Origin of the sequence: Leptothrix discophora (assembly GCF_030705305.1) — a bacterium.
GTDB classification, from domain to species: Bacteria; Pseudomonadota; Gammaproteobacteria; order Burkholderiales; family Burkholderiaceae_C; genus Sphaerotilus; species Sphaerotilus discophorus.
In genome coordinates, this window is the sequence record NZ_JAUZEE010000001.1 from 362,834 (window position 1) to 388,222 (window position 25,389).

Genomic DNA, 25,389 nt, shown 5'->3' on the forward strand with positions numbered 1-25,389 from the left:
TGCTCGATCAGAAAATCTTGGCGAACTGCTCGACGTTGCTGGCGTCGTAGGTGAAGGGCTCGGCCATCGCGGCCTCGTTGTCCTTGTCCAGCGTCGCGGTGCCGACGCGGCCCATCTTCAGCCTTTCGCCGGGCGCGGCCTTGGCGCCCTTGACCAGCGCGTGGGCCAGGTGGATGGACGAGTAGCCGAGGTCGATCGGGTTCCAGATCGCGAAGGACTTGACCGCGCCGCTCTTGACGTGGCCGGCCATCTCCGAGGGCAGGCCCAGGCCGGTCACGTAGACCTGGCCGACCTTCTTCTCGTCGGTCACCGCCTTGCCGGCGGCGGCGATGCCCACGGTGGTCGGGGCGACGATCGCCTTCAGGTTGGGGTAGCTCTTGAACAGGCCCTGCGCCTCGCGGTAGCTCTTGTCGGTCTGGTCGTCACCGTAGACCACGCTGACCAGCTTCAGGCCGCTGTAGGCGGGCTGGGCCAGGACCTTCTTCATCTCGGCGATCCAGGTGTTCTGGTTGGTCGCCTGGGCGGTGGCCGACAGCACGGCGATCTCGCCGGTCTTGCCCACGACCTGCTCGGACATCTTGACCAGCTTCTCGCCGATCAGCGCGTTGTTCGACGGTGCGAGGTGCAGCAGGCGGCCGTCCTTGCGGATGCCCGAGTCGAAGGAGATGACCTTGATGCCGCGCTGCATGGCCTTCTTGGTCACGGGCACCAGCGCGTCGGGGTCGTTGGCCGAGACCACGATGGCCTTGACGTTCTGCGCGATCAGCGAGTTGATGATCTCGATCTGGCCTTCGGCGGTGGCCTTGGCCGGGCCGGTGTAGATGATCTCGACGTCGCCCAGTTCCTTGGCGGCCTCGAGCGCACCCTGGTGGGTCGCGTCGAAGAAGCCGATGCCCATGGCCTTCACGACCAGGGCGATCTTGTCGGCGGCCAGCGCCGGCGTGGTCAGGCAGACCGACAGGGCGGCGGCGGCAATCAGCTTGTAGCGGGTGGTCATCTCAGGTGTCTCCTCGGGCGGGGTTGTGATGCCGCGGGGGTTGCGGCGGGGGTGAAAACGCAGGTAATCAGGCAGGGCAGGTCAGGTGGGGCGAGGGCGGAGCTCAGTCGGTCGAGCGCAGGGCCGCCCCAAGCCGACCGACACCCCCCCGGGGGGTGGCTGCGGTACGCCGCAGCCGGGGGCTCACACGATCCCGCCGCTACCGCCTACGACGGCCGGGCGTTCGCCGGCGACGCGCTGGCGGTAGCCGCTGGCGCGGTAGGCGCCGACCGGGTCGATCGCGCCGCCGGCGTCCAGGCGCACGCGCTGCAGGATGGGCGTCACGTCGGTCTGGAAGCCCTGCTTGAGCAGGTGGGTCGCGGTCATCGCGTCGTTGCCGTCCTGGGCCGCGTCGAGCGCCTGGCGGTCGACCAGCAGGGCCTGCGCATAGGTGCGCAGCACCTGCGCGGCGCTGGTCATCAGGCTCTCGATCGGGTCGGTCACGTTGTGGCTCTGGTCGAGCATGTAGGCCGGCTCGAAGGGCACGCCTTCATGCGCGGCGGCGACCAGCTCGTTGAAGACCAGGAACAGGCGGTAGGGCGAGACGCTGCCGGCGTCGAGGTCGTCGTCGCCGTACTTGCTGTCGTTGAAGTGGAAGCCCGCGAGCTTGCCGGCCGCGATCAGGCGGGCCACGATCAGCTCGATGTTGACGTTGGGCGCGTGGTGGCCGAGGTCGACCAGGCACTGCGCCTTCGGACCCAGCGCCTGGGCCGCGAGGAAGCTGCTGCCCCAGTCCTGGATCACGGTGCTGTAGAAGGCCGGCTCGGCGATCTTGTGCTCCAGGAACATGCGCCAGTCCGACGGCAGGGCGGCGTAGATCTGCGCCGAGCTGTCGAGGTAGCGGTCGAAGGCGCGGCGGAAATGCTGCTGGCCGGGGAAGTTGCTGCCGTCGCCGACCCACACGGTCAGCGCCCTGGAGCCGAGCTTCTGGCCGATCTCGATGCACTCGAGGTTGTGGGCCACGGCCTGGGCCCGGGTGGCCGCATCGGTGTGCGTCAGGCTGCCGTACTTGTAGCTGTGGGCCTGGCCCTTCTGGTCGGAGAAGGTGTTGGAGTTCATCGCGTCGAAGGCAAGGCCGTAGGCCGATGCGGTCTGGCGCAGCTCGTTCCAGTCCGAGCACTTGTCCCAGGGGATGTGCAGCGACACGGTCGGCGTGGCGCGGGCCAGCTGCTGGATCACGCCGCAGTCCTGCAGCTTGTCGAACACGTGGCGCGGCTCGCCCTGGCCGGGGAAGCGCGCGAAGCGGGTGCCGCCGGTGCCCACGCCCCAGCTCGGGATGGCCACGCCGAAGGCGGCGACCTGCGCGCGCACGGTCTCGATGTCGATGCCGCGCCGGGCCAGCTGCTCGCCGAGGTGGGCGTAGTCGCTGTCGAGGTCGCGCTGCAGCCGGGCGTTGTGGGCGTCGATGACGCTGCGGTCGATGAGGTGGGTCATGTGTTCTTCCTTGGATGCACCTTGTGAGTTCAGCCAGCGGCGACGGTGGATCCGGCTCGGCCGGTCCACCCGTCGCGCCCCCTTGAGGGGGAGCGCCGCAGGCGCTTCGGGGGTGGACCTATCGCGTGAAGGCGGCGAGGTTGCCGGCGTCGACGTTGAGGATGTTTCCGGTGGACTTCGCGCTCAGGTGCTCGGCGGCGAAGAAGTAGGTGGCCTCGGCGATGTCCTCGGGGAAGACGCTGCGCTTGAGCATCGAGCGGTCGCGGTAAAAGGCTTCGAGGTCCTGCTCGCTGATCTTGTTGGCGGCGGCGCGCTCCTCGCTCCACTTGCCGGTCCAGATCTTCGAGCCGCGGATCACCGCGTCGGGGTTGACCACGTTGCTGCGGATGCCCAGCGGTGCGCCTTCGAGCGCGAAGCTGCGGCTGAGCTGGATCTCGGCGGCCTTGGCCGCGCAGTAGGCGGTGGCCTGGGCGCTGGCGACCATGCCGTTCTTGCTGGCGATCATCACGATGCTGCCGCCGGTGCCCTGGGCCTTCATCTGCTTGAAGGCTTCGCGGCCGACCAGGAAGTAGCCGGTGGCGAGGATGCTCTGGTTGCGGTTCCAGAGCGCCAGCGAGGTTTCCTCGATCGGCGCGGCCGAGGCGATGCCGGCGTTGCTCACCAGGATGTCGACGCCGCCGAAGGCGATCGCGGCACGGCCGAAGGCGGCGATCACGCTGGCCTCGTCGGTGACGTCGCAGCGCACGCCGCGCACGTGGTCGCGGCCGTAGGTCTTCGCCAGCTCGGCGCCGACGCTGTCGAGCGCCTCCTGGTCGATGTCGGCCAGCACCACGCAGCCGCCGTCGGCCAGCATGCGCCGGGCGATCGCCTGGCCGATGCCGCCGGCCCCGCCGGTCACCAGCGCGACCTTGCCGACCATGGGCTTCGGGCGGGGCATGCGCTGGAGCTTGGCCTCTTCGAGCAGCCAGTACTCGATGTCGAAGGCTTCCTGCTCGGGCAGGCCGACGTAGCGGTCGACCGCATTGGCCTCGCGCATCACGTTGATCGCGTTGACGTAGAACTCGCCGGCGATGCGGGCGGTGGCCTTGTCCTTGGCGATCGTCACCATGCCGATGCGCGGCAGCAGGATCACGACCGGGTTTGGGTCGCGCAGCGCCGGGCTGTTGGCGCGCTTGCAGCGTTCGTAGTAGGCCGCGTAGTCGGCCCGGTAGGCGGCCAGCAGCTCGCCCAGCTTCGACCTCAGCTCGGCGCCATCGAGCGTGTAGACCGACTCGGGCACCACCAGCGGGCGGATCTTGGTGCGCAGGAAATGGTCCGGGCAGGACGTGCCCAGCGCGGCCAGCGGCGCCAGGTCCTTCGAGTTGACGAATGCCAGCACTTCGGCCGACGTGTTCAGGTCCAGCAGCTTGGAACCACCCTCTGCACTCAGCCCCCGCAGCACCGGCAGCACACGCGCCAGCGTGGTGTCGCGCTCGGCCTCGGGCAGGGTGCTGAAGGCGGTGCCGCCGAAGACCTGCACGTGGCGGCGGGCGCGTTCGCTGGCCAGCCAGGACTGCGCCCGCTCGATCAGGTCGACCGTGTTCTCGTAGCAGGCCTTGGCGGTCTCGCCCCAGCTGAACAGGCCGTGGCCGCCCAGCACGATGCCGCGCAGGCCGGGGTGGGCGGCGTCGTGCGCGGCCAGCTGCAGGCCCAGCTCGTAGCCCGGACGCAGCCAGGGCAGCCAGCCGACGGTGCCCTCGAAGACCTGCTTCGTGATGGCCTCGGAGTTCGCCATCGCCGCGATCGCGATCAGCGCATCGGGGTGCATGTGGTCGACGTGCGTGTAGGGCAGCGACGCATGCAGCGGCGTGTCGATCGAGGCGGCGCGGCTGTTGAGGTTGAAGGTGCAGTGCGGCAGGTAGCCGACCATCTCGTCCTCATGCTCGCGGCCGCGGTACAGGCCCTTGAGGGCACGCAGCTTGTCCATGTAGAGGGTCGAGAAGCCGTCCAGCTTCATCGAGCCGACATCGCCGCCGGAGCCCTTGACCCACAGGACTTCGACGTCCTGGCCGGTCAGCGGGTCCTTCTGCCAGATCTTGGCCGACGTGTTGCCGCCGCCGTAGTTCGTGATGCGCAGGTCCGAGCCCAGGAGGTTGGAGCGGTACAGCAGCAGGCCGGGCTCATCGAGCGCGGCGGCGCGGGCGTCGTCCCAGCGCGGGAAGGGGGCGGAGGTGGTCATGTGGCGGTCTCGGGCAAGGTCGCGGGGTGTTCGGTCGGTGATCGGTTCCGGACATCGATCGGCGATGTCGATGTCTGGCAGGTTAGTGAGGCAGGGCTTCACGAGCAATTGATGAAGCTTGATGGAGTCAATCAGGTTGTCCTTATGATTCGCCCACCAGACCGTCCCGGCGTCGCCCTGGCCCAGGGCCGACGGCGCCCCGTGGTGGCGATCTGCGCTTCGGATCCGGGAAAGTCCCTGGAAACCCGTTCGGAACGGGCCGGATGACGCGCCGCAGCATCCGCTCCGCGACCCGTGATCGACCCTTGCCGCCCCTTGCCGCCCCTTGCCGACTCATGCCGACTCATGCCGACTCATGCCGACTCATGCCGACTCATGCCGACCGGCGCCCCGCCATGCCGATGCACTTCAACCTGCGCCACCTGCACCTGTTCGAGACCGTCGCGGCCTGCGGCAGCTTCTCGCGCGCCGCCGAGGTGCTGGGCATGAGCCAGCCGGCCGTGTCGATGCAGATCCGCCAGCTCGAGACCGACCTCGACGCGACGCTGTTCGAGCGTCCGCAACGCCAGCGCCTGACCGCCGCCGGGCAGGAACTGCTGCAGCATGCGCGCATCCTGCTGGCCCAGGCCCGCGCGGCCGATGAGGCGCTCGATGCGCTGCGCGGTCCGGTGGACGAGGCCGGCGGTGCGGCGCGCGGTTTCCGCGGCCTGCTGCACCTGGGCGTCGTCTCGACCGCCCACTACTTCGCGCCGCGCCTGATGCATGCCTTCCACCAGCGTCACCCGGACGTGCGACTGAAGCTCACGGTCGCCAAGCGCGGCGAGGTGCTGGCGATGCTGCACGAGCACCGGCTGGACCTGGCGATCAGCGGCTATCCGCCGTCCGAGGCCGACCTGGAGGCGACCAGCTTCGCGCGCCATCCGCACTGCATCGTGGCCCATCCCTCGCACCCGCTGGTGGGCCGGCGCGACCTCGACTGGGCCGACCTGCGCGATGAGCACTTCATCTTCCGCGAGGCCGGCTCGGCCACCCGGCAGTTCCTGGAGCACCTGTTGCAGCAGCAGTCCATCCAGGTCCGCGCCGGCCTGGAGCTGGCCGGCAACGAGACCATCAAGCAGGCGGTGATGTGCGGCATGGGCATCAGCTTCCTGTCGGCCCACACCTTCCAGGTCGAGCTGGAGGCCGGCCGCATGGCGCTGCTGGACGTGCGGGGCATGCCCAAGCACATCGACTGGTGCTTCGTGCAACGCCGCGACACCCAGCTCGGCGGCGTCAACGCGGCCTTCCGGCAGTTCGTGCTGGACGAGGGTGCGCTCTACGCGGCCTGCCGCTCGGCGGTCCAGGACGGTGCCGGCACGGTGGCCTGAGCAGGCTTCAGCGCGGCGTGGCCCTGGCCGGTGCCTCGTCGCGGATGTCCTCGAAGCACATCACGTGGACCGCCATCTGGCGGTAGACCTTGTGCGGTCCGACCGCGGCGCCGAAGCTGCGGTATTCGGCCAGGAAGATGTTGTTGCGGTGGCCGCGGTCGGCCACGCCATCGTCGACCAGCAGGCCGATGACATGCTCGCGCGGCGATTCCGGCCCGTAGCTGATGTTCTCGCCGCAGGCGGACTTGCGGCCCAGCGCCCTGGCCGCACGGCGCGGCGGATCGCTGCCGTCGCTCCCGCCGTGGCCCACGCTGCCGCGCGGCCCCTGGTCCTTGACGTGGCTCTGCGCCGCCACCGACAGGCAGCCGTGGGCGCGCAGCGCCGGCACCGGCCGCACCTGCTTCAGGAAGGCGACCGCCTCGCGCACGGCGCTCAGGCCTTCGGTCATGCGGATGCGCACGCCGTCGCGCAGGTAGATGCGGTCCTCGCCCAGGCCGGCGTAGTTCGCCTCGACCAGCGCGGCGTAGCGCGCCGGCTGGGTGCGCGCGTGGTTCAGTTCGTCGAGCATGGCCTGCTGGGTGGCGCGCTGGGCCGGCGTCAGCGCGCATTCGCGGATCGTGGTCACGGGCACGATCGGCCGTCCGACCATCGTCCGTGCCGCGTCGTCGGCGTTGGGCGTGGCGGGTGGCGCGGCATCGTCGGGCATGCCGGCACAGGCCACCAGCAGCGCGGTCGCGAGACCGCTCGCCAGGCGGATCAGCAGGGCGAAGGCGCGTTGGGGGACGGGCATCGGGACGTTCGGCGGGACGTGCGTCAGGAGGTGCGTCAGGAGGTGCGTCAGGAGGTGCGGTTCAGGCATCCCGAAAGTATCTCCGCGGCCTTGCATCGGCAGGCGTGAAGAAATGTAGGGCGCGACCTCGACACGACAGGCCCATGTATCGGGGATGGCGGACGGGTGGTCCCGCACGTGACCTGTCCGCGGACTCGACGCAACGCGGCGCGGGCGCATGCGTCTGAATCGAAAGTCTCAGTTCCGGAAAACGCCTGCAAGGCCAGGAAGCGATCCTTCAGGAAATTCAGCTGACCTTCATCCTGAAACAGAAGGTGGCGCCGACACATTCCGGACTCAAATCGGTGCATGCCTGCCAGATTGACCCGCGGTCGCACCGGGTAAGACCCTGGGCTGACCTGCGTCGTCGCGCTCGGGTGTCGATGCAGCGCATCAGTTTGGCAATCCAAGGATTAAACCCGATCCGCCTTGCGCCAAACCCTCAAGGTATCGTTATACTCGGCCCCAGCAGTTTTGCCGCAGTCCCGCTGCGGCCCTTGAAACCCACCGGCCCATGGTGGTCTAGCTTCCCTGATATTCAAAGGATGGATGCCATGTCGAGCATTTCCGAACTCATCAAGCAACGCGAGGCCCTGGCTGCGCAGCAGGCAGCCCTGGAGCAGGCCCTCAAGGAACTCCAGAATGCGGAGCGTCAGTCGGCGATCGACAAGGTGCGTGCACTGATGGCTGAACATGGCCTGACCGTCTCCGACATCGCTGCCGTCGAAGGCCGCCGCACGCGTGGCCCCAACAAGGTCAAGGGCACCGACGGCCGCACCGGCAAGACCGTGGCGGCCAAGTACCGCCACCCGTCCACCGGCGAAACCTGGAGCGGCCGCGGCCTGAAGCCAAAGTGGCTGACCGCCGCCCTGGAAGGCGGCGCCAAGATCGAGGATTTCCTGATCGCGGCGGCCTGAGCCCTCAGGCGATCCTTGACGGGGCCCCGACGCGAGTCGGGGCCCCGTTCCTTTTTCAACTGCCGAAAGCCCCGGCCATCGCCAGCACCCAGAGTGCGCCGAACACGAAGGGCAGCGCGAGAGGGGCCCAGCGACCACGGTTGCCGACCTGTTTGGTGGGCGTCAGGTTGCACAGGCGCATCAGGCCGGCCTGCTCGTATTGGCGCGCGATCTCGTCGGTCGCATCGAGCGCCGCATAAATGCTCACGCCGATCACCCCGGCGACTGCCATGCCGAACATCGGAAACCCGAAGACCAGCCAGTGCAGTTTTGCGGTGGTCAGCGTGCCATAGGCGGTGAAGAGCAGGCCCTCGGACAGGATCAGCCACATCAGGCGGTGATTGACGAGGTTGTCCTCGTGGGTCCATTGCTCGCGCAGGGCGCGGTAGAGATCCCAGTCGGGCAGGGTTTGCGGTGGCAGGTCCTGGTTCATTTCGGCATGCACGGGCTCGAATGGTCGATATGTCCGATCGGTCGATCAGACGATGGGTCGCAGGGCCTGGCTGGCTTCCTGCAAGGGTGGCAGCAGGCGCTGCAGGCAGGTTTCCTCGGGATAGGCCTGGGCCTGGAAGGTGATGCTCAAGGCGCCGACGCAGCGGCCCTTGCGGTCAACCAGCGGCACGGCAAGACCGCCCAGGCCGACGTCGACCTGCTGCTCCAGCCGGATGTAGCCCTGCTGGCGGGCTCGCTCGACGCGCTCGCGCAGGCGGTCCGCATCGCCGACAGTGGCGGCGTTGAACTTGAGGTAGTCGTGCGTGGCCAGCCAGGCTTCCAGCGCCTCGGGGCTCCAGGTCGACAGCACGGCGGTGCCCGGCGAGACCGCATGGGCCGGCATGCGCGCGCCGACCTGGAAGCCGATCGACACCACCCGCGGCGAGTTGCTGCGCACCAGGTAGACCACGTCATGGCCGTCGAGCACGCTGAAGTTCGCGGTCTCGCCGGTGTGCATCGACAGGCGTTGCAGGAAGGGTTGGACCAGGCGCGGGAGCCGCGCCGCCTCCAGGTAGCTCTGGCCCAGGCGCAGCACGCTGGGCATCAGCCAGTAGTGCTTGCCGTCGGTGTCGGCATAGCCGTCGTGTACCAGGGTCATCAGGTAGCGGCGCGCGGCGGTGCGGGTCAGGCCGGTGCGCTCGCCACATTCGGTGGCCGTCATGCGCGGCCAGTCGTCGCTGAAGGCCTCGATCACCCGCAGCCCTTTTCCCAGGCCTTCAATGAGCAGCGAACGGTCGACGGGCGGGCGGTTTTGCGTCATGGCGGCTCGACGGCGGGTCTAGGGAAAACCACTAATGCGATCGGTCCATGATAGTTTGCGATCGGTGATCGATCGCGCCATGCGTTCTCTTCTGGTGTCGGGAAACCTCGCGTCCTACATTGAACGCCGCTGTACCCAACACCGGGAACCCCATGGCCCAACCCCTCGAACACGAGCCCGAAGGCGAACACCAGACCCGCAAGGCGACCGCCAGCGGCTGGATCGGCTCGGCGCTCGAGTACTACGACTTCTTCATCTACGCGACCGCCGCATCGCTGATCTTTCCGCAGATCTTCTTCCCGAAGGGCGACCCGAAGGCGGCCATCATCGCCTCGCTGGCGACCTATGGCGTGGGCTACGTGGCGCGTCCGATCGGTGCCTTCTTCCTGGGCCACTGGGGCGACACGCATGGCCGCAAGCAGGTGCTGGTGCTGTGCATGTTCCTGATGGGCTTCTCGACCGTCGCGGTCGGCCTGCTGCCCACTTACGACCAGGTCGGCCTGTGGGCGCCGGCGATGCTGGTGCTGCTGCGCCTGATCCAGGGCTTCGCGGTGGCCGGCGAGATCTCCGGCGCCAGCTCGATGATCCTGGAGCACGCACCCTTTGGCCGGCGCGGCTTCTTCGCGAGCTTCACGCTGCAAGGCGTGCAGGCCGGCCAGATCCTGGCGGCCGCCGTGTTCCTGCCGCTGGCGCATTTCATGCCCGCCGACGACTTCAACCGCTGGGGCTGGCGCATCCCGTTCATCCTGAGCTTCCTGGTCATCGTGGCCGGCTGGATCATCCGCCGCGAGGTCGACGAGACGCCCGCCTTCACCGAGGAAGGCCAGCAGGGCCAGGTGCCCAGGGCGCCGATGGTGCAGGCCATCACCGAGAGCTGGCGCGACATGCTGCGCGTGATCTGCATGGCGCTGATGAACGTGATCCCGGTGGTCACCTCGATCTTCGGTGCGGCCTATGCGGTGCAGCCGGGCTACGGCATCGGCTTCGACAAGGACGTCTACCTGTGGATTCCCGTGCTGGGCAACATCCTGGCCGTGATCGTGATTCCCTTCGTCGGCAACCTGTCCGACAAGATCGGTCGGCGACCGCCCATCATCTTCGGCGCGCTGGCTTCCGGCCTGCTGTCCTTCGCCTACCTGTACGCGATCAGCATCCACAACGTGCCGCTGGCCATGGCCATGTCGCTGCTGATGTGGGGCGTGGTCTACCAGGGCTACAACGCGGTCTTCCCGAGCTTCTTCCCCGAACTGTTCCCGACCCGCACCCGTGTCTCGGCCATGGCGATCTCGCAGAACCTTGGCACGCTGGTGACGGCGATGCTGCCGGCGCTGTTCGCGACCGTGGCGCCTCCGGGGGCGACCAACATCCCGGTGATCGTCGGCTCGATCACGCTGGCCGCGACCGTGCTGGCCGCCCTGTCGGCCTGGTCGGCACGCGAGACCTACCGGGTCCACATGCATGACCTCGGCAAGCCCGATGCCGTGCCGGAGAAGAAGACCGTCTACGACCGCCAGCGCGAGCAGTCGCTGCTGAACTCCCGGGCCTTCAAGTCCTTGGGCTGACACGCGTCGAACGGTTTGCGCAGCGGGGTAGCCCCGGCTGTCGCGGGCCGGCCGACCGACCAGAATTCCGACCCGGCGCGTCAGCCAGCGCCATACCCTTTCCACGAGGAGACAAAGATGATTGACAAGGTGATCGCCGGCTACTGCCGATGGATCGGCTACCTGATCGCCGCCGCGATGGCGGTGATGGTGGTGCTGGTGTTCGGCAACGTCGTGATGCGATATGGCTTCAACTCGGGCTTCACGCTGTCCGAGGAACTGTCGCGCTGGTTGTTCGTCTGGCTGACCTTCCTCGGTGCGGTCATCGCGCTGCGCGAGAACGCCCACCTGGGCACCGACATGCTGGTGGGCAAGCTCGGCCCGACCGGCAAGCGCATCTGCATGGGCCTGTCGCTGGCGCTGATGCTCTATGTGCTGTGGCTGCTGTTCCAGGGCAGCTATGAGCAGTACAAGGTCAACGTCGATTCCGAAAGCCCGGTGATGGAAGCGTCGATGGGCTGGTTCTATGCCAGCGGCATGACCTTCGCGGTGCTCGGCGCGCCCATCCTCATCATGGACCTCGTGCGCCTGCTGACCGGCCAGATCGACGACGACCACCTGATGCTGATCCAGGAGTCGGAAGAGGCGCCGCACGGCGAGGCCGACGCACCGACCGCCGGCCGCTGAGACGCCGACCCGCACAACGACAACGAGGCAAACAACATGACCGTGATCGTCTTCCTGGGCTCCCTGCTCGCCGCGATGGCGCTGGGCGTCCCCATCGCCTTTGCGCTGCTGCTGTGCGGCGTCGCGCTGATGGTGCACATGGGCAACTTCGATGCCCAGATCCTGGCCCAGAACCTCCTGGAAGGCGCCAACAGCTTCCCGCTGCTGGCCGTGCCCTTCTTCATGCTGGCCGGCGAGATCATGAACGCCGGCGGCCTGTCGCGCCGCATCGTGAACTTCGCGATGGCGCTGGTCGGCCACGTCAAGGGCGGCCTGGGCTACGTGACCATCGTGGCCGCGGTGATCATGGCCTCGCTGTCGGGTTCGGCGGTGGCCGACGCGGCCGCGCTGGCGGCGCTGCTGCTGCCGATGATGGTCAAGGCGGGCCATGACAAGGGCCGCTCGGCCGGCCTGATCGCCTCGGGCGGCATCATCGCCCCGATCATCCCGCCGTCGATCGGCTTCGTGATCTTCGGCGTGGCCGGTGGCGTCTCGATCACCAAGCTGTTCATGGCCGGCATCTTCCCGGGCATCTGGCTGGCCCTGTCGCTGGTCGTGACCTGGTGGTGGCTGTGCCGCAAGGAAGAGATCACCCCGCCCCCGCGCAAGAGCTTCGGCGAGGTGCTCGAAGCCATGCGCCTGGCCGGCTGGGCGCTGGTGCTGCCGCTGATCATCGTCTTCGGCCTGAAGTTCGGCATCTTCACGCCGACCGAGGCGGCCGTGGTCGCGGCGATGTATTCGCTGTTCGTCTCGACCTTCATCTACCGCGAGCTGAACTTCAAGAAGCTGGTGCCGCTGTTCATCTCGGCGTCCAAGACCAGCGCGGTCGTGATGTTCCTGGTCGCTGCGGCGATGGTGTCGGCCTGGCTGATCACCGTGGCCAACCTGCCGGGCCAGATCGTCGAGCTGCTGCAGCCGCTGCTGGACAGCCCGCGCCTGCTGATGCTGGCCATCATGGTCCTGACCATGGTCGTGGGCACCGCGCTGGACATGACCCCGACCATCCTGCTGCTGACGCCGGTGCTGATGCCGGTGGTCAAGGCCGCTGGCATCGACCCGGTCTACTTCGGCGTGCTCTTCATCATCAACAACGCGATCGGCCTCATCACCCCGCCGGTGGGCACCGTGCTGAACGCGGTGGCCGGCGCCGGCAAGATGTCGATGGACGAGGTCACCAAGGGCGTCATTCCCTTCATGATTGCCCAGTTCGCCGCGATGTTCCTGATGATCGCGTTCCCGCAACTGGTCATGGTGCCGGCGCGCTGGTTCTACTGACCCGTTCCCCGTTCCCCGTTCCCCGTTCCCTTTTCCCCTGTTCCCTTCCCCCACCAACGTCCACGGAGACAAGACATGAAGCGACTGTTCCTCAAGACCCTGCTGGCCAGCGTGGCCCTGGCCGCCGTCGGTGCCGTCTCGGCCCAGGAAATCCGCGAGCGCACGCTCAAGTTCGGCCTGAACGGCCCCGAAGGCCACCCGGCCGTCGCCGGCATGAACAAGTTCAAGGCCGCGGTGGAGTCCAAGTCGGGCGGCAAGATCAAGGTCCAGCTGTTCCTCAACGGCACGCTGGGCAGCGACCAGGCGACGCTGTCGGCCATCAAGGGCGGCACGGTCGAGATGGCCGTCATGAACTCCGGCATCCTGGCCAGCGAGGTCAAGGCGCTGGAGGTGTTCGACTTCCCCTTCCTGTTCAACAACGAGAAGGAAGCGGACGCCATCACCGACGGCCCGCTCGGCCAGAAGATGCACGCGGCGCTGGCCGACAAGGGCATCGTCGGCCTGTCCTACTGGGAGCTGGGCTTCCGCAACATCACCACCGGCAAGCGCGCGATCACCAAGGTCGACGACATCGCCGGCCTGAAGCTGCGCGTGATCCCCAACGGCATCAACGTCGACTGGGTCAAGGCCCTCGGCGCCAACCCGACGCCGATGCCTTTCCCCGAGGTCTATGCCGCGATGGAGCAGGGCGCGATCGACGGCCAGGAGAACCCGATCTCGGTGATCGCGGCCAACAAGTTCTGGGAAGTCCAGAAGAACGTGGCGCTGACCAACCACCAGTACAACCCGCAGTCGGTCATCTTCAGCAAGAAGGTCTGGGACACCCTGGGCCCGGCCGAGCGCAAGATCATCGACGAGTCCGCCGACGAGGCCGTCAAGGCCCAGCGCGAAGCCGCCCGTGCCGCGCTGGCCAACAACCTCGAGCTGCTCAAGAAGAACGGCATGAACGTCACGACGCTGCCGGCCGCCGAAGTGGCCAAGCTGCGCGAGAAGATGAAGCCGGTGATCGACAAGCACAGCGCATCGGCCGGCCCGATCGTGGCCGAGGTCCAGGCCGAGCTGGCCAAGCTGCGCAAGTAAGGCGCATGGGCGGTCCGCGTCCCCCTTGGGTGTCGCGGACCGCCCGGAAACGACAAGGTCGACCGGCCCGACGGTCGACCGGCATGCCACCTCCGGCATGCCCGACGACGGCTCCGGCGCGCAGCCCGCGCGTCCGGTCCGCTCCTCCCCGAATTCACGAGACATCCCCATGCGACGCGGAATTGCGACCGTTTCCCTATCCGGCATGCTGCGCGAGAAGCTGCAGGCTGCGGCCGCCGCGCGCTTCGACGGGGTCGAGATCTTCGAGAACGACCTGCTGCAGTTCCCCGGATCGCCCAAGGACGTGCGCACGATGTGCGAGGACCTGGGCCTGAGCATCGACCTGTTCCAGCCCTTCCGCGACTTCGATGCGCCCAGCGCGGCCCAGCTGGCCCGCAACCTCGAACGCGCCGAGCGCAAGTTCGACCTGATGCAGGAACTGGGCACGCAGACCATCCTCGTGTGCTCGAACGTGCAGCCCGATGCGGTGGCCGATCCGGTCGTGCTGGCCGAGCAGTTCGCCCAGCTGGCCGAACGCGCCGGCCGACGCGGCATGCGCGTGGCCTACGAGGCGCTGGCCTGGGGCAGCCAGGTGAAGCTGTGGTCCCAGGCCTGGGACATCGTCCGCCGGGTCGACCATCCGCACCTCGGCTTGGCACTCGACAGCTTCCACACGCTGGCCCTGCGCGACGACCCGAGCGGCATCGCCCAACTCCCCGGCGACAAGATCTTCTTCGTCCAGCTGGCCGACGCGCCCTGGGTCAACACCGACGTGCTGACCCACAGCCGGCACTACCGCTGCTTCCCCGGTCAGGGCGAGCTGGAGGTCGCCCGGTTCACCCGCGCGGCGCTGGACGCCGGCTACAACGGCCCGCTGTCGCTGGAGATCTTCAACGACGAGTTCCGCGCCGCACCGGCGCGCTCCAACGCGGTCGACGCGATGCGCTCGCTGCTGTGGCTCGAGGAACAGGTGCGGCTGGACCGTGCCGCCGAGTCCGCCGCGATGCAGCCGCCTCCGCCGCCCTACAAGGTGCCGCTGTTCGACCCGCCGCCGCCGGCCCGGCTGGACGGCTGGTCCTTCATCGAGTTCGCGGTCGACCCGGCCGCCGGTGCCGTGCTGGCGGCATGGCTGGCCTCGGCCGGCTTCGTGAGCATGGGCCGGCACCGCTCCAAGCAGGTCGACCTGTACGGCCAGGGCGACGTGCGCATCGTGCTCAACCTGGAGGCCGATTCCTTCGCCCGCAGCCACTTCGAGATGCACGGCCCCTCGGTCTGCGCGGTCGCGCTGGCCGGTGCCGATCCGGCCGCCGCCGTGGCCCGTGCCGAGGCGCTGCTGTGCCCGCGCGCGATCGGCCGCATCGGCCAGAACGAGCTGGCGATCCCGGCCGTGCGTGCGCCCGACGGCAGCCTGATCTACTTCTGCGCCTCGTCCCAGGACGGCCGCCATGCCTTCGAGGCCGACTTCATCCTGGACGCTGGCGCGGACGTCGCCGGTGCCTTCGGCCAGGGTGCGCGCATCGACCACCTGGTTCATGCGGTGCCGGCCGGCCAGGTCGAACCCTGGACCCTGTTCAGCCGCGCGGTGCTGGGCCTGGTGCCCGAGCGCAATGTGGTGCTGCACGACCCCTACGGCGTGATCCGCAGCCGCGAGATCGAGTCGCTCGACCGGGCGGTGCGCCTGTCGGTGACGGTCTCCGAACGCGAGAACACGTCGGTGGCGCGCAGCGTCTCGCGCCAGCGCGGCGCGGGCATCCAGCAGATCGCCGTGGCGGTGCCCGACCTGGTGGCCACGGCACGGCGCCTGAAGGCGCTCGGTGCGCCGCTGCTGCCCATCCCCGACAACTACCACGACGACGTGCTGGCCAAGTACGACGTCGAGCCCGGCCTGCTCGCCGCGATGCGCGAGCTGGGCATCCTCTACGACCGCGAACCCGGCGGGGCCGAGTTCCTGCAGCTCTACCTGCTGCCCTTCGAGGAGCGCTTCCACTTCGAGCTGGTCGAGCGTCGCGGTGGCTACGCCGGCTACGGCACGGCCAACGCGCCGTTCCGGCTGGCCGCGATGGCGCAATGGCGGGACCGGCAGCCCGGTCAACCCGCAGCGACCTGAGCGCTCGTCCTGAACGCCACCTCCGAACCCTCCACCCGCATCCCAGGAGCACGCACATGATCATCAACGGCAACACCGAGATCGTCGCCCACATCGGCTTTCCCACCCATGCCTTCAAGGCGCCGATGATCTACAACCCGTGGTTCGAGAAGGCCGGCGTCAACGCGGTCGTCGTGCCGATGGGCTGCCAGAGCCCGGACTACGCGACCTTCCTGCGCTCGGTCTTCCAGCTCTCGAACATCCGGGGCGCGCTGATCACGATGCCGCACAAGGTCGTCACCACCCACCTGGTCGACGAGGTGCTGCCCACCGCGGCCATCGCCGGTGCCTGCAACGCGGTGCGACGCCTGCCCGACGGCCGCCTGCAGGGCGACATGTTCGACGGCGAGGGCTTCGTGCGCGGCGTGCTGCGCAAGGGCCGCGTGCTCAAAGGCGCCAGCGTGCTGGTGGTCGGCTGCGGCGGGGTCGGCTCGGCGATCGCCGCATCGCTGGCGGCCGCCGGTGTCGCCGCCATCGGCCTGCACGACGCCCGCGCCGAATCGGCCGAGGCGCTCGGCGAGCGCCTGCGCAGCCACTACCCGCATCTGCGGGTGAGCCTGGGCAGCAACGACCCGGCCGGCCACGACGTGGTCGTCAACGCCACGCCGATGGGCATGAACGAGGGCGACCCGATGCCGATGGACGTCTCGCGCATCGCCCCGACCACCTTCGTCGGCGAGGTCGTCATGAAGACCGAGATGACCGCCTTCCTCAGCGCCGCCGCCGCCCGCGGCTGTCCCTACCAGATCGGCTCGGACATGCTGTTCGAGCAGATCCCCGCCTACCTCGAATACTTCGGCTTCCCGAGCACGACCCCCGAGGTGCTGCGCTCGATCGCGACCTTGAAGTATTGAGGCCCATCGGCGGCTCTTGAACGGCGCTGGACGGCCTTTTCACGCGGCCCGGTAGCGCTGCGCCACCGCGCCCGCGCCGGCGATCAGCAGGTGCAGGTCGGTGCCGACGCCGACCATCGTGGCGCCGGCTTCGAGGTAGTGCTCGGCCTTGCCATCGGCGGCCAGGATGCCGACCGGCTTGCCGGCGGCGCGGCCGGTGGCGATGGCCGCGCGGATGGCGGCCTGCACCTGCGGATGGCCGGATGCGCCGCGATGGCCCAGGCTGGCGGCCAGGTCGGAAGGTCCGATGAACACGGCATCGACGCCGTCGACGCGGCAGATCGCGTCCAGTTCATCGAGCGCCTGCTGCGACTCGATCTGCAGGATCACGCCGACCTCGTCGTTGGCGCGCGCCATGTAGTCCTTGTAGCGGGTGTAGTTGCCGGCCCGCGTGCTGCCGGCGACGCCGCGCAGGCCCTCGGGCGCGAAGCGTGTCCAGGCCACGGCCTCGCGGGCCTCGGCGGCCGAGCGCACGTTGGGCACCATGATGTTGGGCGCGCCGGCATCGAGCACGCGCTTGGTCCAGCCCATGTCGTGGATGGGGATGCGCACGATCGGCGCGACCGGTCGGCCTCGCACCGCCAGCAGCTGCTGGCCGACCTGGTGCAGGTCGGTCGGGCTGTGCTCCATGTCGAACAGCAGCCAGTCGAAGCCGGCATCGGCCAGCACCTCGGCGATGGGCTGGTGCGCGAAGGTGACCCACAGGCCGATGGTGCGCTGCTGGCGCGCCAGCGCCTGCTTGAAGGTGTTGACGGGCAGGGAGTTCATGGCGTCGCCTCGGGTGGTGTGCGGGGGCTTCAGATCAGCTCGGCATAGATCGCGCGCAGGTCGTCGCGCGTCATCGGCCGCGGGTTGTTGTCGAGCAGGCGCGTGACCTTGGCGGCGCCGTCGACCAGCGCGTCCAGGTCGGCCGCGCCGATGCCCAGGCCGCGCAGGTCGGCCGGCACGCCCAGGTCGGCATTGAGCTGGCGCAGCGCGTCGACAAAGGCCCGCGAGGCGGCCTCGTCGTCGAGACCCTCGACCGGCACGCCCATCGCGCGTGCCATGGCCGCGAAGCGGGCCTGCTGGCCGATGCGGTTGTAGGCCATCACCGAGGGCAGCAGGATCGCGTTCGACAGCCCGTGCGCCATGCGGTAGGTGCCGCCCAGCGGGTAGGCCAGCGCATGCACCGCCGTCGTGCTGGACGTGGCGATGCACACGCCGCCGTAGTAGGCACCCAGCAGCATGTCCTCGCGCGCCTTCGCATCGTGGCCATCGGCGACGGCGCGGCGGATGCTGCGGCCGATCAGGCGGATCGCCTCCAGCCCGTACAGCTCGCTGAAGGTGTTGCCCTTGCGCGAGCAGACGCATTCGATCGCGTGGGTCAGCGCATCCATCCCGGTCGAGGCGGTGACCTCGGGCGGCAGCGTCAGGGTCAGCTGCGCGTCCAGGATCACCGCGTCGGGCACCAGGTGCGGGTCGACGATGCCGACCTTCAGCGCGTCCTCGGCCACCAGCACGATCGCGTTGGGCGTGGCCTCCGCGCCGGTGCCGGCGGTGGTCGGCACCATCACGGTGGGCAGGCCGCGGCCGGGAACCGGCACGCGCTTGGCGAGCAGGTCACGCAGGCTCACGTCATGAGCCAGCACGACCGCGGCGATCTTGGCCACGTCGATGACGCTGCCCCCGCCGATGCCGACCACGGCGTCGCAGGCGCCGGCCGCCTTCGAGGCCGCCAGCGTGCGTTCGACGTCCTGCACGTCCGGCTCGGCCGGCGTGTCGTCGACGATGACGTGGCCGATGCCGGCCGCATCCAGCCCGGCCAGCACCGCATCGAGCAGGCCGGCGCGGCGCACGCTGCGGCTGACGACCAGCAGCGCGCGGCCGGTGCGCAGGCCGCGCAGCAGCTGCGGCAGCTGGCCCAGCGAGCCGGCGCCGATCACGACCTGGCCGGCCTGGTGCAGCGTGGCGGGGGCGTTCATCGTGCCGCTCCGGCAACGATCCAGTCGGGCATCACGCGGGCATGGCGGATGTGCTGGCGGAACACCGTGTAGGCCAGGTGCAGGGCACCGTCATCGCTCTGGCGGATCGACGGGTAGGAGTACTCGCGGTTCTGCCGGTCGGCCGAGTTGTTGGTCATGCAGTAGCCGTCGCCGGTCTCGAGGTGGCGTTGATGGGGCCAGCTCAGGCCGTCGTCGTTGGACAGCGCCAGCGTCAGCGGGGCGCGCGGCGCGCCCCAGAAGGCGCGGCGTCCGGGGGCAGCGGCGGGCGGCATGGCAGCGCTTGCGTCGTCCGGTGCGTCGTCCAGCTCGTCATAGAGCGAGACCCGGCGCTCGCGCGCATCGGCCGCGCTCGAAGCGTTGAAGATCATCGCCAGCCGGCCGTCCCGCAGCCGGATCGCCTGGATCGACGAGTTGTTGTTCGGCAGGCCGGTCGGCTGCGGCGGCTGCCAGCTCAGGCCACCGTCGTCGCTGGTGCTGCGATAGACGTGGTCGGCCCAGCGGCTGCGGTAGAAGGCCAGCAGGCGGCGACCGTCGGCGCTCGGCACGATGTTCATGTGGACGCAGCCGAGGCTGTCGGGCACGGCGAGGGTCTGCCAGCTGCGGCCCTGGTCGGTCGAGCGCATCACGGCGGCGTCGTCGAGCGAGCCGTCCCAGGCCAGGCCCGGCTGCGTGCGGCAGCGGAACACCGGCACCAGCCAGGCGCCGTCGGGCTGCACCTGCACGGGCTGGCGCACGAAGGTGCCCGGTGCGTCGAACAGCGTGCGCACGGGGCCCCAGCTCAGGCCGTGGTCGTGCGAGACGCGGCAGCGCACGAAGGCGGTGTCCTGGTGGCCGGAGGTCTGCGCCGTGTGCAGCAGCCACAAGGTCCCGTCCGGCGCGGGGAAGAGCACCGGGTTCTGCTCGGAGCGATCCGGGTCGTGCGACAGCAGGACCGGATCGGACCAGCCGGACGCACCGGGCGCCAGGCGAGAGAAGTGCACGGAGATGTCCGAGCGGCCTTCCATCGTGCCGCCGAACCAGACGCAGCCGAGTGCGCCGTCGCCCAGCACCATCAGGTTGGCGGCATGGGCCTGCACGCAGGGCGAGGGCAGGTCGGCGACCTGGCGCTGCGGGTCCTCGGCATGCGGGCGCAGGATGCCGTCGGTCCGACCGGCGGGAGAGAGGGTCGTGTTCATCGGTGTTCCCCGGCGATGCCCGGCCTCAGGAGGACAGGGCGGCCGGGGCCGTCGCAGCGGCTGCGGCCACCGCGGCGGCGCGCTGGCCGCTCACGAGCTTGAGCGCGTACTCGGCCGCCTCGACCAGGCTGTCCTCGTTGGCCAGGCCCTTGCCGGCGATGTCGAAGGCGGTGCCGTGGTCGACCGAGGTGCGCAGGATGGGCAGGCCCAGCGTGATGTTGACGCCGCTGATGGCCTGCCACTTGCCCGTCGCCGGGTCGACGTGGAAGCCCAGCAGCTTGATCGGGATGTGGCCCTGGTCGTGGAACATCGCCACGACCGCGTCGAACTGCTGCGCGCGCAGCTTGATGAAGATGGTGTCGCCCGGCCAGGGGCCGCTGATGCCGCGTGTCGCGTACTCGGCCACCACCGGCGCGACGATGGCGTCGTCCTCGGTGCCCAGGATGCCGCCCTCGCCGCAGTGCGGGTTCAGGCCGGCCACGCCGATGCGCGGGTTCTGCACGCCCAGCGCGTGCAGCGCGTCCAGCGTCACGTCGAAGACCCGGCGCAGGCGCTGCGGCGTGATGCGGCGCGGCACGTCGGCCAGCGCGCAGTGGGTCGTGACGTGGGTGACGCGCAGCTCGCCGTGCGCCAGCATCATCACCGCGTCGCGCTGGCCGGTCAGGTGGGCGAGCAGCTCGGTGTGGCCTTCGAACAGGTGGCCGGCCAGGTGCAGGGCTTCCTTGGACAGCGGCCCCGTGACGATCGCATCGGCCTCGCCGGCCTGCACCCGCGCGGCGGCCTGTGCCACCGCGCGGTAGGCCCACTCGCCACCGGCCGCGCTGACCTGGCCGACCGGCACCGGCGCGTCGACCGGGCCGACATCGACCAGCCGGTAGAAGGGCTGGCCGGCATCGTCCAGCGGTGGCAGGCCCAGCGCCTGCTCGGCCCGCTGCAGCGCCTCGGCGCTGCCCAGCACGATGAACTCGGCCGTGCCATCGCGGCGCAGCGGTGCCATCCGGCGGGTTGCCCTGGCGATGATCTCGGGACCGATGCCGGCCGGGTCGCCCATCGTGAAGGCCAGTCGGGTGGGTGCGTGCATGGGTCAGCTTTCGATGCGAGGACAGGGCAGGCCGGCGGCCGGGGGAAGGATCAGTCGGCCTTGATGTTGGCCGTCTTGATCAGCTTGCCGATGCGCTCGTACTCGACCGGCACGAGCTTGGCGAGTTCGGCCGAATCGCCGCTGGCCACGCTCAGGCCGACGCCGTTGAGCTTGCTGATCACCTCCGGATTCTTCAACGCCGCACCCAGCGCGGCCGACAGCTTGGCGACCACGTCCTTGGGCGTCTTGGCCGGCGCGAACACGCCATACCAGGCCGTGAACTGGAACTGCGGGTAGCCGGCTTCGGCGAAGGTGGGCGTGTTGGGCAGGTCGGCGATGCGGCTGGCCGTGCCGATGGCCAGCGCGCGGACCTTGCCGCCCTTGAGCAGCGGCATCGAGTTGGTCGCGGTGTCGAAGATCACCGGCACGCGTCCGCCGATGAGATCCATGATGTGCGCGTTGCCGCCCTTGTAGGGCACGTGCGTCATCTCGACGCCGACGTTGGCCGTGAACAGCTCGCCGGCCAGGTGCAACGGCGAGCCGTTGCCGGAGGAGGCGTACATCACGCCGCGCGGGTCCTTGCGGGCCGCATCGACCACCTCCTTGAGCGACTTGTACGGCGACTCCAGCGAGGTGATCGCGATGATCGGCGCGCTGCCGATCAGGCCGATGGACTCGAAGTCCTTCAGCGGGTCGTAGTCGGCCTTCAGCAGGTTCGGGCTGGCGGCATGCGTGGCCAGGCCGCCGATCAGCAGCGTGTAGCCGTCCGGCGCGGCCTTGGCGACCGCGTTGGCGCCCAGCAGCGCGGCCGCGCCGGGCTTGTTGTCCACCAGGGCCGGCTGGCCCAGCGCCTCGCCCATCTTCTGGCCGATCAGGCGGCCGAGCATGTCGTTGGCGCCACCGGCCGGGTAGGGCACGACGAAGGTGATCTGCTTGTTCGGAAAGCCCTGCGCGGCGGCCGGCAGGGCGGTGCCGGCGAGCAGGCCGGCCAGCGTGGCACCGGCCATCACGGCGAGCCAGCGACGGCGGCCGTGCTCGCGTGCGGCCGGGGCGGACGAACGGGTCTGGGTCAGTTCGGTCTGGGTCAGTTCGTACACGGCTTTGTCTCCTGTGTGAGCCGTTGGGGGAGGACCGCCGAGGTCGGTGGCCGGTGATGGGTCTTGGCGTCTTGTGGCGCTCGATGGGCTGAAATGTTCCATAAGCTTTCACAAACGGTCAATAGGGTTCACAACCCATCACCGCCTGTGCCATGATTTCGCCATGAGCACGCCCGCCGATTTCCCCGCTTCCACGCCGCTGGCCGGTGGCACGACCGCGACCGACGGCACCGTCGTCCCGCTGCTGCCGGCGCAGCGCCGCCAGCACATCGTCGACTTCCTGCGCCGACATGGCGCGGTGACGCTGCAACAGCTGGAGCAGGCGCTGGGCGTGTCGGTGTCGACGCTGCGGCGCGACCTCGACGGCCTGGCTGCCGAGGGCGTGATCGACCGGACCCACGGCGGCGCGCTGCTGCGCCAGCAGGAATACAGCACCTTCGAGCCCGATGCCGGCGCCGCCGCCGAGCTGTCGCCGCTGGAGAAGGAGGCCATCGGCCGGCTCGCCGCCGACGCGCTGCTGCCGCGCCAGAGCGTCATCTTCGACAGCGGCAGCACCGTGCTGGAGGCCGCCCGGGCGGCCCTGCGCCGCAACATCCCGCTGATCGCGGTCACCAACGACCTGACCATCGCGCAGCTGCTGGGCGGCTCGGCGCAGATCCAGGTCCACCTGCTCGGTGGCGTGCTGCGTCCTGGCAGTCCGACGGTGACCGGCCAGAGCCTGGTCGAACAGGCCCGCACGATCTGCGCCGACGTGCTGCTGATGGGCGCGCATGCGGTCACCGACGGCGTGCTGTCCGAGACCTCGGCCGAAGTGGCGGCGACCAAGCGCGCGCTGATGGCCGCCGCCACCACCCGCCGGCTGCTGGTCGATGCCTCCAAGTTCCGGCCGCGCGCCTTCATGCAGGTCGCCACGCTGGGCGAGCTGCACGAGGTCATCACCGACGATGGCATCGGCGCGGCCGACGAGGAGCGGCTGCGCGCGCTGTCGCTGCAGGTCACGATCGCGCGCTGCCGGCGATGAGCGGCCCGCCCCTGCGGCGGCTGCGCGTGCTGGCCGATGACCTGACCGGCGCGCTCGACACCGCCGCCGCCTTCGGGGCTGGCGTGCCGGTGTGGCTGGGCCGGCCGGGCGACGCGTCGGCGGCCCCGGCCGGTGCGCCCATCGAGGTCCTCGCCACCGCCACCCGCGACATCCCGCCCGACGCCCTGGCCGAAGCGCTCGCACCGGCCTGGCCCTGGCTGGGCGCACCGGGCGTGCGCGGCTTCAAGAAGGTCGACAGCCTGCTGCGCGGCAACAGCTTCGACGAGATCGACGCGACCGCCCGCGCCCTCGGCTGCACGCGGGTGCTGCTGGCGCCGGCCTTCCCGGCGCAGGGCCGCGAGACCCGCGACGGCCGCCTGTGGCTGCGCCCGCCCGGAGGCTCGGCGGTCGAGCCCACCGGCGTGTCCATGCGCGAGGCGATGCGCGCGCGTGGCCGGGCGGTCGATGCCGAGCTGCGCCCAGGTGCCGGCATCTGGCTGCCCGAGGCCCGCAGCGATGCCGACCTGCTGGCCTGCGCCCGGGCCGTCATCGCGCACGAGGCAGAGCACCCGGCCGAGCGCTGGCTGTGGGTCGGCAGCGCCGGCCTGGCGCAGGCGCTGGCCGCCGTCGGCGCGCTGCCGGCGATGCCGGGCGCCGAGCCCGCGACAGACCCTCCCGGTGGGCTGCGCCTGCTGGTCAGCGCCAGCCACCACGCGGTCTCGCGCCGGCAGTGGGACGCGCTGGCGCAAGCGCAGCCGGCCCTGCCGATGGCCCGTCATGCGGACCCGGCGGCACGCGATCAACTCATCGAACGGATCGGTCGTGGCGAACGCCGCCACCGCCCGCTGACCGCCGGCTTCGACCTGGCGCCGTCCGAGCGCCTGACGCCGGACGAGGCACTTCGCCGGCTCGACGCGCATGCCGGGGCCCTGGTCGCGCGCCTGCCCCGGCCGGATGCGCTGGTGGTCGTCGGCGGCGACACGCTGCTCGCGCTGTGCCGGGCCTCGGGCGCGCAGGCGCTGCGCTCGATGGCCGCGCCGTCGCAGCCCGGCTGGGGCCAGGCCCGGCTGTGCGGCGGGGCCTGGGACGGCGTGTCGTGCCGCACCCGTTCGGGCGCCTTCGGTGGCGACCGCGACCTGGTCGACGTGCTGGCCCGGCCCTGATCAGCCGGGCAGGTTGAACGGCGTCGCCACATGCACCGGCGACAGGCCGGGTGGCGGCTCCAGGCCGCTGACGCCGTGTGCGGCCAGCAGCGCCAGGCAGGCGCGGCGCATGTCGTGGCGCAGGTCGTGGTGCAGCACCGCGTGGAGGCGGCGCTCGCGCAGCAGCCGCACGTTGTCCGCATCCAGGTCATGGCCGATGAAGCAGCGGCAGCGGCGGCCCTCCAGCTCGAAGGCTTCCAGGATGGCCGCGTTCGCGCCACCGGCCGAGTAGACCGCCACCAGGTCCTCGTGCGCACGCAGGCGCTGGCGCACCAGCCGGGCGGTGCGTTCGTGCAGGCCGTGGCCTTCGCTGACGTCGACCGTGCGCAGGCGCGGATGCTCGCGCTGCAGGGCCAGCCGGAAGGCGCTCTCGCGCGTTTCCTCGCCCCGGAAGCGCACGCTGCTGAGCGAGACCAGCACGGCGGCGCGACGGACCGGACCCAGCCACTGGCCGATCAGCCAGGCGGCGGTCTGGCCGGCCACCGCATGGTCCAGGCCGACGTAGGCCAGCCGCCGCGAGGCCGGCAGGTCGGTCGCCACCGTCACCACCGGGATGCCCAGTCCGGTCAGCTGCGCCACCGCCGCGTTCACCGCCGGCACGTCCGGTGCCTTCAGCAGCACGCCGTGGCTGCCGCGCTGGGCGATGCGCGCCAGCGTCTCGACGATGCCGTCGGGCGACCAGACCTCGCGGGTCTCGTGGCGGGCCCGGAACAGGACGGGCCGCAGCGCGGCCATCTCGGCATCGAGGGCGTCGCGCACCTCGGTGGCAAAGCGCGCGGGCGTCTCCATCACCAGGTCGATCATGAACTTGCGACCGACCAGGCCGACCTGGCCGCGCTGGCGCTCCAGCGCGGCCATGGCCTGCTCGACCCGACGGACCATGTGCTCGCGCACGTTCTCGCGGCCATGCAGCACGCGGTCGACCGTGGCCGTGCTGACGCCGGCCTGCAGGGCGATGTCCTTGACGAGAAAGGGGCGGGCCATGGCGGGAAGTCGATGCGGTCCTGATGGATTCCTGATGCATTCTGCCGCCGCCGGGACGGACGTCCCTCCCTACGCTACGGTGCTTGCCGAACCT

22 protein-coding genes are annotated in these 25,389 nt (G+C 70.0%); 10 read left to right on the forward strand and 12 right to left on the reverse strand.

The annotated features are described in order from the left end of the window. Positions 1 to 7 precede the first annotated feature (7 nt). The 3 genes from rhaS to Q8X39_RS01590 form a co-directional block, all read right to left on the reverse strand. On the reverse strand, positions 8 to 997 hold the full coding sequence (rhaS, locus tag Q8X39_RS01580; RefSeq protein WP_305747872.1) for a rhamnose ABC transporter substrate-binding protein: 990 nt from the start codon (positions 995 to 997) through the stop codon (positions 8 to 10). A 183-nt stretch (positions 998 to 1,180) separates the two neighbouring features. Continuing rightward, on the reverse strand, positions 1,181 to 2,470 hold the full coding sequence (gene rhaI, locus Q8X39_RS01585) for an L-rhamnose catabolism isomerase (protein ID WP_305747873.1): 1,290 nt from the start codon (positions 2,468 to 2,470) through the stop codon (positions 1,181 to 1,183). A gap of 118 nt (positions 2,471 to 2,588) precedes the next feature. After that, entirely contained in the window at positions 2,589 to 4,688 is a 2,100-nt protein-coding gene (locus tag Q8X39_RS01590) for a bifunctional rhamnulose-1-phosphate aldolase/short-chain dehydrogenase (RefSeq protein ID WP_305747874.1), read from the reverse strand. Positions 4,689 to 5,083: 395 nt separating this feature from the next. On the opposite strand from Q8X39_RS01590, the gene Q8X39_RS01595 reads away from it, so the two are divergent. Continuing rightward, positions 5,084 to 6,055: a LysR family transcriptional regulator gene (locus tag Q8X39_RS01595; RefSeq protein ID WP_305747875.1), complete on the forward strand. Its 972-nt coding sequence runs from the start codon at positions 5,084 to 5,086 to the stop codon at positions 6,053 to 6,055. A gap of 7 nt (positions 6,056 to 6,062) precedes the next feature. Here the strand turns inward: Q8X39_RS01595 and Q8X39_RS01600 are convergent, their stop codons facing one another. Next, positions 6,063 to 6,845: a CAP domain-containing protein gene (locus Q8X39_RS01600; RefSeq protein ID WP_305747876.1), complete on the reverse strand. Its 783-nt coding sequence runs from the start codon at positions 6,843 to 6,845 to the stop codon at positions 6,063 to 6,065. 593 nt (positions 6,846 to 7,438) lie between these two features. On the opposite strand from Q8X39_RS01600, the gene Q8X39_RS01605 reads away from it, so the two are divergent. Beyond that, a complete protein-coding gene (locus Q8X39_RS01605) occupies positions 7,439 to 7,801 on the forward strand; it encodes an H-NS histone family protein (protein ID WP_305747877.1) in 363 nt (120 codons plus the stop codon). Between the two features lie 55 nt (positions 7,802 to 7,856). Here Q8X39_RS01605 and Q8X39_RS01610 read toward each other — a convergent pair whose 3' ends face one another. Continuing rightward, a complete protein-coding gene (locus Q8X39_RS01610; protein WP_305747878.1) occupies positions 7,857 to 8,273 on the reverse strand; it encodes a hypothetical protein in 417 nt (138 codons plus the stop codon). A 45-nt stretch (positions 8,274 to 8,318) separates the two neighbouring features. Next, entirely contained in the window at positions 8,319 to 9,092 is a 774-nt protein-coding gene (locus Q8X39_RS01615) for an IclR family transcriptional regulator domain-containing protein (protein ID WP_305747879.1), read from the reverse strand. Positions 9,093 to 9,244: 152 nt separating this feature from the next. Here Q8X39_RS01615 and Q8X39_RS01620 point away from each other — a divergent pair, with 152 nt between their 5' ends. The 6 genes from Q8X39_RS01620 to Q8X39_RS01645 all read left to right on the forward strand — a co-directional run bounded on the left by Q8X39_RS01620 (position 9,245) and on the right by Q8X39_RS01645 (position 16,714). Continuing rightward, positions 9,245 to 10,654, forward strand: coding sequence for an MFS transporter (locus Q8X39_RS01620; protein WP_305747880.1), 1,410 nt, complete (start codon positions 9,245 to 9,247; stop codon positions 10,652 to 10,654). 117 nt (positions 10,655 to 10,771) lie between these two features. After that, positions 10,772 to 11,320, forward strand: coding sequence for a TRAP transporter small permease (locus Q8X39_RS01625; protein WP_305747881.1), 549 nt, complete (start codon positions 10,772 to 10,774; stop codon positions 11,318 to 11,320). Between the two features lie 36 nt (positions 11,321 to 11,356). Beyond that, positions 11,357 to 12,634, forward strand: coding sequence for a TRAP transporter large permease subunit (locus tag Q8X39_RS01630; RefSeq protein ID WP_305747882.1), 1,278 nt, complete (start codon positions 11,357 to 11,359; stop codon positions 12,632 to 12,634). A 75-nt stretch (positions 12,635 to 12,709) separates the two neighbouring features. Then, positions 12,710 to 13,714 carry a DctP family TRAP transporter solute-binding subunit gene (locus Q8X39_RS01635; protein WP_305747883.1) on the forward strand — a complete coding sequence of 335 codons (1,005 nt, stop codon included), beginning with the start codon at positions 12,710 to 12,712 and terminating at the stop codon, positions 13,712 to 13,714. A 169-nt stretch (positions 13,715 to 13,883) separates the two neighbouring features. Next, entirely contained in the window at positions 13,884 to 15,821 is a 1,938-nt protein-coding gene (locus Q8X39_RS01640; RefSeq protein ID WP_305747884.1) for a bifunctional sugar phosphate isomerase/epimerase/4-hydroxyphenylpyruvate dioxygenase family protein, read from the forward strand. A 59-nt stretch (positions 15,822 to 15,880) separates the two neighbouring features. Next, positions 15,881 to 16,714, forward strand: a complete 834-nt coding sequence (locus tag Q8X39_RS01645; RefSeq protein WP_305748252.1) for a shikimate dehydrogenase family protein — start codon at positions 15,881 to 15,883, stop codon at positions 16,712 to 16,714. 39 nt (positions 16,715 to 16,753) lie between these two features. Here the strand turns inward: Q8X39_RS01645 and Q8X39_RS01650 are convergent, their stop codons facing one another. Genes Q8X39_RS01650 through Q8X39_RS01670 form a run of 5 tightly spaced genes read right to left on the reverse strand, consistent with a single transcriptional unit; the run spans position 16,754 to position 22,088 of the window. Continuing rightward, positions 16,754 to 17,521 (reverse strand): HpcH/HpaI aldolase family protein, encoded by a 768-nt coding sequence (locus Q8X39_RS01650; protein ID WP_305747885.1) that lies wholly within the window; start codon positions 17,519 to 17,521, stop codon positions 16,754 to 16,756. A 29-nt stretch (positions 17,522 to 17,550) separates the two neighbouring features. Beyond that, positions 17,551 to 18,714, reverse strand: coding sequence for an iron-containing alcohol dehydrogenase (locus Q8X39_RS01655; protein ID WP_305747886.1), 1,164 nt, complete (start codon positions 18,712 to 18,714; stop codon positions 17,551 to 17,553). Next, complete coding sequence (locus Q8X39_RS01660) at positions 18,711 to 19,910, reverse strand: sialidase family protein (RefSeq protein WP_305747887.1); 1,200 nt, start codon at positions 19,908 to 19,910, stop codon at positions 18,711 to 18,713. Before Q8X39_RS01660 ends, Q8X39_RS01655 begins: the two co-directional genes overlap by 4 nt. Before the next feature lie 25 nt (positions 19,911 to 19,935). Then, positions 19,936 to 20,991 (reverse strand): 4-hydroxythreonine-4-phosphate dehydrogenase PdxA, encoded by a 1,056-nt coding sequence (gene pdxA / locus Q8X39_RS01665; RefSeq protein ID WP_305747888.1) that lies wholly within the window; start codon positions 20,989 to 20,991, stop codon positions 19,936 to 19,938. 50 nt (positions 20,992 to 21,041) lie between these two features. Beyond that, positions 21,042 to 22,088: a Bug family tripartite tricarboxylate transporter substrate binding protein gene (locus Q8X39_RS01670; protein ID WP_305747889.1), complete on the reverse strand. Its 1,047-nt coding sequence runs from the start codon at positions 22,086 to 22,088 to the stop codon at positions 21,042 to 21,044. Positions 22,089 to 22,251: 163 nt separating this feature from the next. On the opposite strand from Q8X39_RS01670, the gene Q8X39_RS01675 reads away from it, so the two are divergent. Then, positions 22,252 to 23,109, forward strand: coding sequence for a DeoR/GlpR family DNA-binding transcription regulator (locus Q8X39_RS01675; RefSeq protein WP_305747890.1), 858 nt, complete (start codon positions 22,252 to 22,254; stop codon positions 23,107 to 23,109). Then, complete coding sequence (locus Q8X39_RS01680) at positions 23,106 to 24,272, forward strand: four-carbon acid sugar kinase family protein (protein ID WP_305747891.1); 1,167 nt, start codon at positions 23,106 to 23,108, stop codon at positions 24,270 to 24,272. Before Q8X39_RS01675 ends, Q8X39_RS01680 begins: the two co-directional genes overlap by 4 nt. On the opposite strand, the gene Q8X39_RS01685 is transcribed toward Q8X39_RS01680, so the two are convergent. Beyond that, positions 24,273 to 25,295 carry a LacI family DNA-binding transcriptional regulator gene (locus Q8X39_RS01685; RefSeq protein ID WP_305747892.1) on the reverse strand — a complete coding sequence of 341 codons (1,023 nt, stop codon included), beginning with the start codon at positions 25,293 to 25,295 and terminating at the stop codon, positions 24,273 to 24,275. It abuts the gene before it with no gap. Positions 25,296 to 25,389: the final 94 nt, after the last annotated feature.

Excerpts from the sequence above, each read along its gene's own strand:
- rhaS (WP_305747872.1), bottom strand. The coding sequence starts at position 997 with ATGACCACCCGCTACAAGCTGATTGCCGCCGCCGCCCTGTCGGTCTGC.
- rhaI (WP_305747873.1), bottom strand. The coding sequence starts at position 2,470 with ATGACCCACCTCATCGACCGCAGCGTCATCGACGCCCACAACGCCCGG.
- Q8X39_RS01590 (WP_305747874.1), bottom strand. The coding sequence starts at position 4,688 with ATGACCACCTCCGCCCCCTTCCCGCGCTGGGACGACGCCCGCGCCGCC.
- Q8X39_RS01595 (WP_305747875.1), top strand. The coding sequence starts at position 5,084 with ATGCCGATGCACTTCAACCTGCGCCACCTGCACCTGTTCGAGACCGTC.
- Q8X39_RS01600 (WP_305747876.1), bottom strand. The coding sequence starts at position 6,845 with ATGCCCGTCCCCCAACGCGCCTTCGCCCTGCTGATCCGCCTGGCGAGC.
- Q8X39_RS01605 (WP_305747877.1), top strand. The coding sequence starts at position 7,439 with ATGTCGAGCATTTCCGAACTCATCAAGCAACGCGAGGCCCTGGCTGCG.
- Q8X39_RS01610 (WP_305747878.1), bottom strand. The coding sequence starts at position 8,273 with ATGAACCAGGACCTGCCACCGCAAACCCTGCCCGACTGGGATCTCTAC.
- Q8X39_RS01615 (WP_305747879.1), bottom strand. The coding sequence starts at position 9,092 with ATGACGCAAAACCGCCCGCCCGTCGACCGTTCGCTGCTCATTGAAGGC.
- Q8X39_RS01620 (WP_305747880.1), top strand. The coding sequence starts at position 9,245 with ATGGCCCAACCCCTCGAACACGAGCCCGAAGGCGAACACCAGACCCGC.
- Q8X39_RS01625 (WP_305747881.1), top strand. The coding sequence starts at position 10,772 with ATGATTGACAAGGTGATCGCCGGCTACTGCCGATGGATCGGCTACCTG.
- Q8X39_RS01630 (WP_305747882.1), top strand. The coding sequence starts at position 11,357 with ATGACCGTGATCGTCTTCCTGGGCTCCCTGCTCGCCGCGATGGCGCTG.
- Q8X39_RS01635 (WP_305747883.1), top strand. The coding sequence starts at position 12,710 with ATGAAGCGACTGTTCCTCAAGACCCTGCTGGCCAGCGTGGCCCTGGCC.
- Q8X39_RS01640 (WP_305747884.1), top strand. The coding sequence starts at position 13,884 with ATGCGACGCGGAATTGCGACCGTTTCCCTATCCGGCATGCTGCGCGAG.
- Q8X39_RS01650 (WP_305747885.1), bottom strand. The coding sequence starts at position 17,521 with ATGAACTCCCTGCCCGTCAACACCTTCAAGCAGGCGCTGGCGCGCCAG.
- Q8X39_RS01655 (WP_305747886.1), bottom strand. The coding sequence starts at position 18,714 with ATGAACGCCCCCGCCACGCTGCACCAGGCCGGCCAGGTCGTGATCGGC.
- Q8X39_RS01660 (WP_305747887.1), bottom strand. The coding sequence starts at position 19,910 with ATGAACACGACCCTCTCTCCCGCCGGTCGGACCGACGGCATCCTGCGC.
- pdxA (WP_305747888.1), bottom strand. The coding sequence starts at position 20,991 with ATGCACGCACCCACCCGACTGGCCTTCACGATGGGCGACCCGGCCGGC.
- Q8X39_RS01675 (WP_305747890.1), top strand. The coding sequence starts at position 22,252 with ATGAGCACGCCCGCCGATTTCCCCGCTTCCACGCCGCTGGCCGGTGGC.
- Q8X39_RS01680 (WP_305747891.1), top strand. The coding sequence starts at position 23,106 with ATGAGCGGCCCGCCCCTGCGGCGGCTGCGCGTGCTGGCCGATGACCTG.
- Q8X39_RS01685 (WP_305747892.1), bottom strand. The coding sequence starts at position 25,295 with ATGGCCCGCCCCTTTCTCGTCAAGGACATCGCCCTGCAGGCCGGCGTC.